The 11,578-nt window shown below is 69.2% G+C and carries 7 protein-coding genes and 1 pseudogene; 5 read left to right on the top strand and 3 right to left on the bottom strand.

The window, feature by feature from the left end:
* Nucleotides 1–1,109 (bottom strand): annotated as a pseudogene (locus AC1DYN_RS16360) (hypothetical protein); the annotation flags it as partial.
* 270 nt (nucleotides 1,110–1,379) lie between these two features.
* On the opposite strand from AC1DYN_RS16360, the gene AC1DYN_RS16355 reads away from it, so the two are divergent.
* From AC1DYN_RS16355 to AC1DYN_RS16335, 5 genes are all read left to right on the top strand, one after another.
* Nucleotides 1,380–2,240 (top strand): MurR/RpiR family transcriptional regulator, encoded by an 861-nt coding sequence (locus AC1DYN_RS16355; protein ID WP_477961360.1) that lies wholly within the window; start codon nucleotides 1,380–1,382, stop codon nucleotides 2,238–2,240.
* 66 nt (nucleotides 2,241–2,306) lie between these two features.
* Nucleotides 2,307–2,582, top strand: coding sequence for a BrnT family toxin (locus tag AC1DYN_RS16350; RefSeq protein WP_477961358.1), 276 nt, complete (start codon nucleotides 2,307–2,309; stop codon nucleotides 2,580–2,582).
* Nucleotides 2,566–2,817 (top strand): BrnA antitoxin family protein, encoded by a 252-nt coding sequence (locus AC1DYN_RS16345; protein WP_477961356.1) that lies wholly within the window; start codon nucleotides 2,566–2,568, stop codon nucleotides 2,815–2,817. Before AC1DYN_RS16350 ends, AC1DYN_RS16345 begins: the two co-directional genes overlap by 17 nt.
* A gap of 202 nt (nucleotides 2,818–3,019) precedes the next feature.
* Nucleotides 3,020–6,991: an Ig-like domain-containing protein gene (locus AC1DYN_RS16340; RefSeq protein ID WP_477961354.1), complete on the top strand. Its 3,972-nt coding sequence runs from the start codon at nucleotides 3,020–3,022 to the stop codon at nucleotides 6,989–6,991.
* A 47-nt stretch (nucleotides 6,992–7,038) separates the two neighbouring features.
* The gene (locus AC1DYN_RS16335; RefSeq protein WP_477961352.1) at nucleotides 7,039–9,621 is read left to right on the top strand and encodes a PQQ-dependent sugar dehydrogenase; all 2,583 of its coding nucleotides are present in this window, start codon (nucleotides 7,039–7,041) and stop codon (nucleotides 9,619–9,621) included.
* 2 nt (nucleotides 9,622–9,623) lie between these two features.
* Here the strand turns inward: AC1DYN_RS16335 and xerD are convergent, their stop codons facing one another.
* Both xerD and AC1DYN_RS16325 read right to left on the bottom strand, forming a co-directional pair.
* Nucleotides 9,624–10,532, bottom strand: coding sequence for a site-specific tyrosine recombinase XerD (gene xerD, locus AC1DYN_RS16330; protein ID WP_477961350.1), 909 nt, complete (start codon nucleotides 10,530–10,532; stop codon nucleotides 9,624–9,626).
* The gene (locus AC1DYN_RS16325; protein ID WP_477961348.1) at nucleotides 10,529–11,506 is read right to left on the bottom strand and encodes a tripartite tricarboxylate transporter substrate binding protein BugE; all 978 of its coding nucleotides are present in this window, start codon (nucleotides 11,504–11,506) and stop codon (nucleotides 10,529–10,531) included. The genes xerD and AC1DYN_RS16325 overlap by 4 nt, the downstream gene beginning before the upstream one ends.
* Between the last annotated feature and the right edge of the window lie 72 nt (nucleotides 11,507–11,578).

Raw genomic sequence — 11,578 nt, 5'->3', positions numbered from 1 at the left:
GCTGCGGACAGCAGGCCCGGTGCGAGCTGCCTGGCCGCGGCGACGGCGRCCTGTTGTGCCACCGTGCGCGGGTCGGCGTGCGGCGGCGCGGCGGCGGCCTGCGCAGCGGTCTGCGCGGCCAGGCGCACGAACTGCTTGGCGCCTTCGAACTCGCGGTCCTCGCCGGCCATCTCCCCTTCCAGCCCGAGCGCATTGCTGGCGGCATTGGCCAGGCCGCTGCCGATCTTGGCGCCCAGCGGCCCGCCGAAGTAGGTGCCGATCGCGGTGCCGGCCATCGGCAGCGCCTTCTTGGCCACGCCCTTCAGCACGCCGCCGACGGCCTGGCCGATGGGAGAGCGTGCGAAGGAACCGACGGCCTTGGTGGCGCGGCTGACCAGGTCGCCCAGGAAGCGGTCGAGCTCGCCTTCGTTGGACACGGACAGAAGCTCGCCGGCAAGCTCCATCTCTTCGGCCTCGCTGAACGCACCGCCGGTTTCCGGCGACCACTCGTTCTCTGCGAACTCGAACTGCTCGTTCTCGTACTCCATACGGGTTTGGTCGATGTCATGCATGGTCGGCTCCTGGTTGAGAGGGGGTGAGGAAAGAAGGCCGGGGGCGTGGTGGCGCGCGGCGCGTGCCAGCGCGTCCTGCGCAGCGCGCTGCGCTGGCGTGCCGGCGGGCGAGGTGACGAGGTGGCGCACGGCATCGGCGGCCAGGCGCACGAAGTTGCGGGCCAGCTCGAACTCCTTGTCCTCGGGGCTGAGGCCTTCGAGTTCGAGGCCGGCGGCGCGTGTCGCGGCGGCGATGGTCTGGCCGCCGCGCGTGCAGGCGGTGCAGGGCAGGACGCGGGCGGCGGCTTGCGCCAGTGCCTCCTGCAGCGCATGGGCCTGCGGCGCGCTGGTGGCGGTGCCGAGCTGGCGCGACGAGCGGGCGATCAATCGATCGAGCGAGGCCGCCAGCGCGGGCGCGGTGCGCGCCTCCAGCAACTGCGCGGCGAGTTCGAGCAGCTGCCCTTCGTTGAAGACGCCGGCCGAGGTCGACGTGCGCCTGGCAACTGCCGCCAGCGGACCGGGCACGAGGGCTTCGGGGGCCTCGGTCTCCGGGCTGTAGTCGACCAGTGGATGCGTCATGGGGCGGTGCTCCTTGCCCCTTCTTTTGCAACCGCCGTGCCACGGCCGGCGCGTGCCGTTCTACCTGGGAGAAAGGCCTGCAGATGCCGAAACGCGATTCGGTTTGCGGCGTGCGGGGGCCGCGCTGGGCGAACGGCGTTTCGCGGCGGGCCCGGCCACCGCAACCCGGGGGGTGGGTTGAACGAATGTGGTGGGCCGTGAGCCGAAAGAACGTTTGTTCATGTTAAGTTCCATGAACGTTTCCTTGTCCCTTTTGCGTGTTGTTCGACGATGACCCGGGCCACCAGCTACGACGAATTGAAGGCTGCCATCGAGCAGGCCTACCCTGAGCTGCCGCAGCAGCTGCAACGCATCGCGCGCTACGCGCTGGACCAGCCGAACGAGTTGGCGCTGGGCACGGTGGCGGCAGTGGCCGAATCGGCCAAGGTGCAGCCGTCGTCGCTGATCCGCTTCGCGAACGCGCTGGACTTCAAGGGCTTCTCCGAGATGCAGCAGGTGTTCCGCGAGCACCTGGTGGAGCGCTCGAGCAGCTACCGCGAACGCATCGACCGGCAGCGCCGCCAGGGCAAGGCCACGGGCAAGGGCGGCACCGGCCTGCTGAGCCAGTTCGTCACCGAGGCGGTGTCGGAGCTGGGCTCGCTGGAAGAGGGCGTGAAGGCGGCCGACATGACGGCCGCCGTCAAGCTGATCTGCGGGGCGGCGCGCGTGCACGTGCTGGCGCAGCGGCGGGCCTTTCCGGTCGCGTGCTACCTGGCCTATGCGCTGAGCCAGCTCGACCTGCGCGTGCACTTGCTGGATGGCGTGGGCGGCATGCTGAAGGAGTCCTTGCGCAACCTCGACCGCGGCGACGTGCTGCTGGTCACCAGCTTCCACAGCTATTCGCAGGAGGTGATCGATGCGGCCGCCACGGCGCACGAGCGCGGCGTGCGCGTGATCGCGATCACCGACAGCGCGCTGTCGCCGCTGAAGCCGTCGGCCACCGTCTGCTTCGAGCTCGGGCTGGCGTCGGACACGGCGTTCCGCTCGCTGGTGGCGCCGCTGTGCCTGTCGCAGGCGCTGGTGGTGAGCGCGGGGCACCAGTTGGCGGAGTCGGGGAAGCGGGCGGGGGCGAGGGCGGGGCGGTCCGGCTGAGCGAGCCTCAATCCACCAAGGCGAGGCGTCGTTGACGCCAATACGAAATGTATATACACTGTGTTGGTGGAATTCACATGGTCCGAAACGAAGCGCGCCACGAACTTGAAGGCCCACGGCCTCGACTTCGCTGACGTTCCACGCGTCTTCGAGGCGGCAACGTACAGCTTCGAAGATGCCAGGTTTTCCTACAGCGAGCAGCGCTTCATCACACTCGGGCTTCTCGCCGGCATCCCCGTTTCAGTAGTTCACACGGAGAGCGAACATGAAATCCGAGTCATCTCGTTCCGCAAAGCCACCAACCGCGAAGCGCAAATCTACTTCGATGCAATCCAAGACTGACTGGGCACGCCTCAAGAAGGAAGGCGGTGCAAAGGTTTCCGACGAGCATCCCGAGGCCGACGTTCGGCACATCGTTGGCGGCATCGTCCGGCGTGGTCTGCAACCTCTTCCTGCCAAGACTTCCATCTCGCTGCGGGTGGATCAGGACGTGCTCGAGTGGTTCAAGGCGCAAGGTCCCGGCTATCAGACCCGGATCAACACGGTGCTTCGCGCGTTTCGCGATGCCTCGATCTAGCGAGATCTTGATTCAGCCCGTGCCCAAGCGGGTCGCGTAGGCTCTCCACCGCCCATCCTCTTCCCGATTGACACCCCTCCATCCGGCTGCTATAAGAATGAATGTTCTTTGTAGTAATTGCGTAGAACGTTTATTCAACTGACGTTCCGCGCAACCCCCGCAGCACCGGACCACCGGCGCGCGGCCACCGATGGAGACAACGATGTTCAAGAACCTTCAACGCGCGCGTTGGGCTGCGCGCATCCTCCGTGCCGCCCGTGCACTGCCGGTGATCGCGACGCTGTGCGCCGCGGCTTCCGCGGGCGCCGCCGGCCCCGGGCTGCCCAACCTCACCTACAGCGCCTCCGAGGTCTTCAAGCCGCTGTCCGTCATCAACAACGCGGTGGGAGGCAGCGCGCGCGGCGAGGGCACGGTGCAGATGGTCGAGGGCTACCTGTTCGTGCCCTTCGGCAGGGACTCCGGCGTCTCCGGCGGCGGCTTCGCGTTCTACGACATCTCCAACCCGCGCGCGCCGGTCAAGGTGTCGCAGACCGACGTCACCGCGCTGCGCGAGCCGCACGGCTTCGGCTTCGCCAACGGCGGCAAGCATGCGGTGATGCAGACCATCAACGGCATCATGTTCTGGGACTTTAGCAACCCGCTCGCGCCGGTGCAGCTGAGCTCGCTGGTGCTGCCCGGCATCCAGGAGTCCGACTACGCGCTCGGCGCCTGGTGGGCGTTCTGGCAGGCGCCCTACGTCTATGTCGGCGGCTCGGGCAACGGGCTGCTGATCGTCAACGCGTCCGACCCGCGCAACCCGACCTACGTGAAGACGGTCCCGACCAGCACCTGGGGCGGCTTCCGCGTCGGCCCCACCTTCGCGGTCGGCAACCTGCTGGTGATGACCAGCACCGACGGCAGCGGCCTGGCCACGCTGGACATCAGCGACCCGGTCAACCCGCGCCTGCTCGGCTCCAGCTCGACCACGCCGGGCCAGTACAGCGGCATCGTCAACGGCGAACGCATCGTCACCGCCGGCACCGACAACAAGCTGCACGTGTTCGACATCAGCAACCCGGCCGTCTTCACGCAGACCGCGGTGTCCGCCGACCAGGGCGGCAAGGGCGGCTACGTCTCGGTGCAGGGCGGCTACGCGCACGCCGGCTTCTCGGTCAAGTACGCCAAGGTCGACCTGGCCACCGGCGCGACCGCCGGCACCGGCACCTCCAACATCTCGGGCCGCGACGAAGACTTCGGCACGGTGTTCGGCAACCTGGTGCTGATCGGCAACGACCATGGCTCGGGCAGCGCCATCGTGCCGCACCAGGCGGCGCCGTGGACGCAGACGCCCAGCGTCAACATGGTCTCGCCGAAGAACAACGCGGCCAGCATGCCGGTCACCAGCCGCATCGGCCTGACCACCACCGCGCACATCGACCTGCGCACCGTGTCGGCCACCAGCTTCATCGTGCGCCCGCTCGGCGGCTCGGCACTGCCCGGGCGCTACAGCGGCCAGTCGGGGGTGCTGAACTTCGCGCCCGACGCGCCGCTCTTCCCCGGCACCACCTACGAGGTGGTCGTGCCCGCCGGCGGCATGAAGGACGACAACGGCAACGCGATCGCTGCCTTCACGTCGCGCTTCACGACGGCCGGCAGCGCCGGCGTGGCCTGCACGCTGTCGCCGCGCACCTCGGCACTGGTGGACAGCAGCCAGTCGTTCGCGCCCGCCTCCACCAGCGGCAGCAACCTGCAGTATTCGTGGAGCTTCGGCGACGGCAGCAGCACCGCCTTCTCGACCACGCCCTCGGCCACGCACACCTACACCGCGCCGCGCCACTACCCGGTGATCCTGTCGGTGCGCAGCGGCACGCAGACCAGCACCTGCTCGGCCAACCAGACCATCTACACCGCGCCCACCGCGACCGCGCCGCGCTCCACCGGCACCATCGCCTACGACGCCGGGCGCAACCGCGTCTGGGTCGTCAACTCCGACAGCAACACCGTCAGCGCGATCAACGCCGCCAACAACACCAAGGCGCTGGAGATCGGCGTCGGCACCAACCCGCAGACGCTGGCCTTCGCGCCGGACGGGCGGTTGTGGGTCGCCAACTTCGGCTCGGGCGACATCAGCGTGCTCGACCCCGCCACCGGCGGCCTGGTGCAGTCGATCGCGCTCGGCGCCGGCTCGCGGCCCTTCGGCGTGGTCTTCAACCCGGCCGGCAGCGCGGCCTACGTGTCGCTGTCGGGCCAGCAGGGCGTCGTCAAGCTGCACCCCACCACCGGTGCGGTGCAGGCCTCGCTGTCGCTGGGCTCGACGGTGCGCGGCATCGCGATCAGCGCCGACTCGGCGCGCGTGCTGGTCACGCGCTACATCTCGCCGGCCACGCGCGGCGAGGTGCTGGAGCTGAACGCCAACCTGACCGGCATCACGCGCACCTTCGCGCTCGCCACCGACCCCGGCCCCGACACCGAGGCCAGCGGCCGCGGCGTGCCGAACTTCCTGACCTCGATCGCGATCCAGCCCGACGGCAAGCGCGCCTGGATCCCGTCGAAGAAGGACAACACGCTGCGCGGCACCTTCCGCGACGGCCAGGCGCTGACCTTCGAGAGCACGATGCGCACCATCGTCTCGCAGATCGCGCTCGACACCAACGCCGAGGTGCTGGCCGACCGCATCGACCTGAACGACCGCGAGATGGCGAACGCCGTGGTGTTCAGCCCGAACGGCGACTACGCCTTCGTGTCGACGCAGGGCACCAACCAGATCGAGGTGGTCGACGCCTACACGCGCCAGCTCAGCACCGGCATCGTCAACGTCGGGCGTGCGCCGCGCGGCCTGCTGCTGACGCCGAACGGCCGGCTGTACGTGCAGAACTTCCTGTCGCGCAACGTCGGCGTCTACGACGTGAGCGGCATCCTGAGCGCGACCAGCAACGTCGCGAGCAAGCTGGTCGACATCGGCGTGGTCGCGTCCGAGCCGCTGTCCGCGCAGGTGCTGCAGGGCAAGCAGATCTTCTACAACGCCGACGACCGGCGCATGAACCGCGACAAGTACATCTCGTGTGCCGGCTGCCACCAGGACGGCGGGCACGACGGCCGCGTGATGGACTTCACCGACCGCGGCGAGGGCCTGCGCAACACCACGGTGCTGAACGGCCGCCGCGGCACCGGCCAGGGCCGCGTGCACTGGAGCGCCAACTTCGACGAGATCCAGGATTTCGAGCACGACATCCGCAACGCGTTCGGCGGCACCGGCTTCATGACCGATGCACAGTTCAACACCGGCACGCGCAACCAGCCGCTGGGCAACCCGAAGGCCGGCGTCAGCGCCGAGCTGGACGCGCTGGCGGCCTATGTGAGCTCGCTGGCCACCGTGGGCCCGAGCCCGTACCGCAATGCCGACGGCACGCTGACGGCCGACGGGCTGGCGGGCCAGGCGATCTTCAAGGGCGCCGGCCAGTGCAGCAGCTGCCACTCGGGCACCGACTTCACCGACAGCGCGACCGGCGTGCTGCACGACGTCGGCACGATCAAGCCGTCGTCGGGCAATCGCCTGGGCGGCCCGCTGACCGGCATCGACACGCCGACGCTGCGCGGCGTGTGGGACAGCGCACCCTACCTGCACGACGGCTCGGCCGCGACGCTGATGGACGTGCTGACCACCGCCAACCCGGCCGGCCTGCATGGTGCCGCCAGCAGCCTGACCGCGGCGCAGCGCCAGCAGCTGGTGTCGTACCTGCTGCAGATCGACGACAGCCTGGACGGCGCGGCCGGCGTCGCCTTGGGCAACCTGGTCGTGAACGACAGCGCCAACGCCGGCGGCTGGGCGCTCGCGACCAACCTGCAGGCCGGCAACCTGCAGTACGGCGACCGCACCTACACCTTCACCAGCGTGCCGCCGGCGCTGGCCGGCGCGGCCTGGGTGCGCACCGCCAACCTGTCGCGTGCCTACACCGGCGCGACGCTGGCGACCTTCAGCATCAGCCAGGCGGCCGACGTCTATGTCGGCGTCGACAACCGGGCCACGGTGCCGGCCTGGCTGAACGGCTGGGCCAGCTCGGGGCTGCAGCTCGTCAACAGCGAGTCGCCGGGGCGGGTCTTCGTGCTGTACCGCAAGAACTTCCCGGCCGGGATGGTGACGCTCGGGCCGCTGGGCAACACCGGGGTGAGCATGTATTCCGTCATCGTGAAGTGAATCGTGAACGACGACCCCGGATTGGCATCCGGGCTACGGGAGACACCATGAATCTGCTGAGAACACTGTGGCTTGCGGCCACCCTGCTGCTCGCGGGCCACGCACAGGCCGCGAGCGTCCCCACCGGCTTCGTCGACGCCCAGGTCGCCAGCGGCCTGACCAGCCCGACCTCGATGGCAGTGATGCCGGACGGCCGCGTGCTGGTCGTGCAGCAGWACGGCATCGTGCGCATCATCAAGAACGACGCGATGCTGGCGACCAACTTCCACGCCTTCTCGAACGTCGACTCGAGCAACGAGCGCGGCTGCCTGGGCGTGGTGCCCGACCCGGCCTTCGCGAGCAACCACTACGTCTACTTCTACTGCTCCACCGTGGTCGGCAGCGTGTCGCGCAACCGCGTGATCCGCGTCACCGAAGCCGCCGACGGCGTGGTGGCCGGCAGCGAGCGCGTGGTCTTCGAGCTGCCCGACATCCCGAGCGCCACCAAGTGGCACATGGGCGGCGCGATGCGCTTCGGCACCGACGGCAAGCTGTACGTGGCGGTCGGCAACCACGAGGACAACCCGCAGCCGGTCGCCACCTCGAACTCGCAGAACCTGGCCAGCGCCTTCGGCAAGGTGCTGCGCCTCAACGCCGACGGCACCATCCCGTCCGACAACCCGTTCTTCAACACGCCCAACGCCTACAAGGCGAACTACATGCTGGGCTTTCGCAACCCCTTCGTGCTCGACATCCAGCCGACCACCGGCATCATCGTGATCGGCGACGTCGGGCAGGGCAGCTGGGAAGAGATCAACAAGGGCCAGGCCGGCGGCAACTACGGCTGGCCGGCGGTGGAGGGCACGGGCACGAACGCGTCGTACCTGAACCCGATCTACGCCTACTCGCACTCGGTGGGTTGCTCGATCACCGGCACGCAGTTCTACAACCCGGCGACGGCGCGCTTCCCGGCCAGCTACGTCGGCCAGCTGTTCTTCGCCGACTTCTGCAACGGCACCATCAAATACCTCCATACCGCGACGCCGACCGTCATCAACAACTTCGCGAGCGGCATCGGCAACCCGACCAACATCGGCGTGTCGCCGAGCGGCGCGCTGTACTACCTGGCGCGCAACCAGGGCACCGGCACGCCGGCGCCGGGGGCCGGCACCGTCGGCAAGATCAGCTACACCGGCAGCCAGGTGCCGGCCATCACCGCGCAGCCGCAGAGCATCACGGTGTACGTGGGCACGGCGGCGACCTTCAGCGTCGGTGCCGACGGGGCGACGTCCTACCAGTGGCAGCGCAACGGCAGCAACATCGCGGGCGCCACCGCCAGCAGCTACACGCTGGCGACGACGACGGTCAACGACACCGGCGCGAAGTTCCGCGCGGTGGTCACGAACGCGTCGGGCAGCGTCACGTCGAACGAGGCCACGCTGACCGTCACCACCAACCGCTCGCCGACCGCGACCATCGTCGCGCCGGCTGCCGGCTCGGGCTTCGCGACCGGCGACGTGATCGCGTACTCGGGCAGCGGCAGCGACCCGGAGGACGGCAACCTGCCGCCGAGCGCGTTCACCTGGAAGGTCGACTTCCAGCACGACTCGCATGCGCACTCGTTCGTCACGCCGGTCAGCGGCTCGACCAACGGCTCGTTCACCGTGCCGGACTTCGAGGCCAGCGAGGCCAACATGTGGCTGCGCATCACGCTGACGGTGCGCGATGCGTCCGGTGCCACCGCCAGCGCGACGCGCGACATCATCCCGCGCACGCCGGTGAGCCAGTTCCCGGTGGTCGGCACGCCGGCCAACGGCTGGGGCCTGTACGAGGTCGACCGCAGCAACGGCGAGCAGGGCGCGGCCGACGGCAGCACGATGATGCTGACCGGCGTGCCCTACCTGAAGGGGATCGGTGTGCATGCACCGTCGGACATCACGTTCGCGCTGAACGGCAGCTGCAGCGGCAGCTTCCTGTCCGACCTGGGCATCGACGGCGAGGTCGGCGCCCAGGGCTCGGTGGTGTTCCAGGTCTGGCTGGACGGCGCGCTGGCCTACGACAGCGGCGTGACGCGCGGCGGCGACATCCGCAAGAAAGCGCTGGTCAGCGTGGCGGGCAAGAACCAGCTGCGGCTGGTGGTGACCGACGCGGGCGACGGCAAGAGCTACGACCACGCCGACTGGGGCGGCGCGCGCGTCACCGGTTGCGGCACGACGCCGCCGGTGGCGGGCATCGGCAACCTGCAGGTGTCCGATGGCGCGAACTCGGCGGCCTGGTCGGTGCAGTCCGACCTGCAGGTCGGCAACACAGTCTACGGCGACCGCGCCTTCACGGTGGCCAGCCTGCCGGCCGCGCTGGTGGGCGGGCGCTGGGTGCGCACCGCGAATGCGTCGAAGGCCTACACCGGCACGCCGCTCGCGACCTTCGCGCTCAGCGCGGCGGCCGACGTCTACCTGGCGTTCGACAACCGCGGCGCGCTGCCGTCGTGGGTGGACAGCAGCTGGGTCGACACCGGGACCGACCTGACGACCTCGGAGGGCGGCACCACGCGGGCCTTCAGCGTGTTCAGGAAGCGGCTGAACGCGGGGACGGTGACGCTCGGGCCGCTGAACAATGCCGGCATCAGCATGTACATGGTGATCGTCAAGTAGCGTCAGCCGCGGGGGTGGTGGGCCGCGTGCAGCGCCTTCAGGCGCTCGCGCGCCACGTGCGTGTAGATGGTGGTGGTGGAGATGTCGGCATGCCCCAGCAGCATCTGCACCGCGCGCAGGTCGGCGCCGTGGTTCAGCAGGTGGGTGGCGAAGGCGTGCCGCAGCGTGTGCGGCGACAGCGGCGCGTGGATGCCGGCCTGCAGCGCGTACTTCTTGACCAGCTGCCAGAACATCTGCCGCGTCATCGGTCCGCCGCGGCCGGTGACGAACAGCGCGTCGCTCGCCTGGCCCTTCAGGATGTCGGCGCGCGCCTCGTCGAGGTAGCGGCGCAGCCAGGCATGGGCCTCGTCGCCGAACGGCACGATGCGCTCCTTCGAGCCCTTGCCGGTGACGCGCAACGCGCCGTCGGACAGCGCCAGGTGCACCGTCTTCAGCGTGACCAGCTCGCTGACGCGCAGCCCGCTCGCGTACATCAGCTCCAGCATCGTGCGGTCGCGCAGGCCGAGCGGGGTGTCGACGTCGGGCGCCTTCAGCAAGGCTTCGACCTGGGCCTCGCTGAGCGTCTTCGGCACGCGCAGCGGCTGGCGCGCGGTCAGCAGCTTCAGCGTCGGGTCGGCGCCGACGAGGTGCTCGCGCAGGGCCCACCTGAAATAGCGCTTGAAGACGGTGAGGCGCCGGTTCGCGCTGGTGGCCTTGCCGGCGACCTGCGTGACGGCGTAGGCGCGCAGGTCGCTTTCGGTGGTGTCGTTGAGCGACTTCTTCGAGGTGGTGGCGAGCCACTGCGCATACAGCGCCAGGTCGCGCCGGTAGGCGGCCAGCGAGTTGGCCGCCAGGCCGTCCTCGATCCACAGCGCGTCGATGAAGCGATCGATCGCGCCGTGGCTGTCGGCGAGTTCAGGCGAAACGCTCAATCCAGCTTCAGCTTCTGCTGGGCCACGACCTTCTTGTACACCTCGAACTCCGCCGCGATCTGCGCCGCGAACTGCTCCGGCGTGTTGGCGACGATCAGCGAGCCGGTCTCCTCGATGCGCTTCTTGACGGCCGGATCCTCCAGCGTCTTCTTCACCGCGCTGCTGACCTTGTCGACGATGTCCTTCGGCAGGCCCTTCGGCCCGTAGATGCCGTAGTAGGCCATGCGGTTGACGCCTTCGAAGCCGACCTCCTTGAAGGTCGGCACGTTGGGCAGCACGGCCAGCCGCGTCGGCGCGGCGACGACGATCGGGATCAGCCGTCCGTCCTTGATGAAGGGCAGCGCCGACGGCAGGTTGTCGAAGATCATCGGCACCTGGCCGGCGATGGTGTCGTTCAGCGCCGGGCCGGCGCCGCGGTACGGGATGTGCGTGACGAAGGTGTTGGACAGGCTCTTGAACAGCTCCATCTGCAGGTGGCCGATGCCGCCGGTGCCCGAGCTGCTGAACGAGTACTTGCCGGGGTTCTTCTTCAGCTCGGCCAGGAAGCCGGCGAAGTCGCGGGCGGGAAAGCTCGGGTGCACCGCGATCACGTTGGGCGTGGCCGCGACGTTGATGATCGGCGTGAAGTCGGTGATCGGGTTGTAGCTGATCTTCGGGTTGATGGCCGGGTTGGCCGCGGTGGTCGACACGGTGGCGACGCCGAGCGAGTAGCCGTCGGGTGTTGCCTTGGCGATCTCGTTGGCGCCGACCGAGCCGCCGCCGCCGGCCTTGTTCTCGACGATCATCGTCTGACCGAGCGCGATGTTGATCTTCTCGGACACCACGCGGGCGATGATGTCGGTGGTGCCGCCCGGCGCGAAGGGCACGACCAGCCGCACCGGCTTGTTCGGGTAGGCCTGGGCCTGCGCGGCGCCGTGGGCCGCCATCAGCGCGCTCGCGAGGGCCGCGGCGGCGATCAGTGTTCTGCGTTGCATGGTGTCTCCTGTTGTTGAAAGAAGAGGGGGCACGAGAGCGAGCCGGCATTGTCGGCCATCCTGCTCCCGCCG

This window comes from Rhizobacter sp. P2_D12 (genome assembly GCF_056404395.1).
Note: the sequence above shows the minus strand (reverse complement) of the source record. Positions and strands in the feature narration are given on the sequence as shown.

Excerpts from the sequence above, each read along its gene's own strand:
- AC1DYN_RS16355 (WP_477961360.1), top strand. The coding sequence starts at position 1,380 with ATGACCCGGGCCACCAGCTACGACGAATTGAAGGCTGCCATCGAGCAG.
- AC1DYN_RS16345 (WP_477961356.1), top strand. The coding sequence starts at position 2,566 with ATGCAATCCAAGACTGACTGGGCACGCCTCAAGAAGGAAGGCGGTGCA.
- AC1DYN_RS16340 (WP_477961354.1), top strand. The coding sequence starts at position 3,020 with ATGTTCAAGAACCTTCAACGCGCGCGTTGGGCTGCGCGCATCCTCCGT.
- AC1DYN_RS16325 (WP_477961348.1), bottom strand. The coding sequence starts at position 11,506 with ATGCAACGCAGAACACTGATCGCCGCCGCGGCCCTCGCGAGCGCGCTG.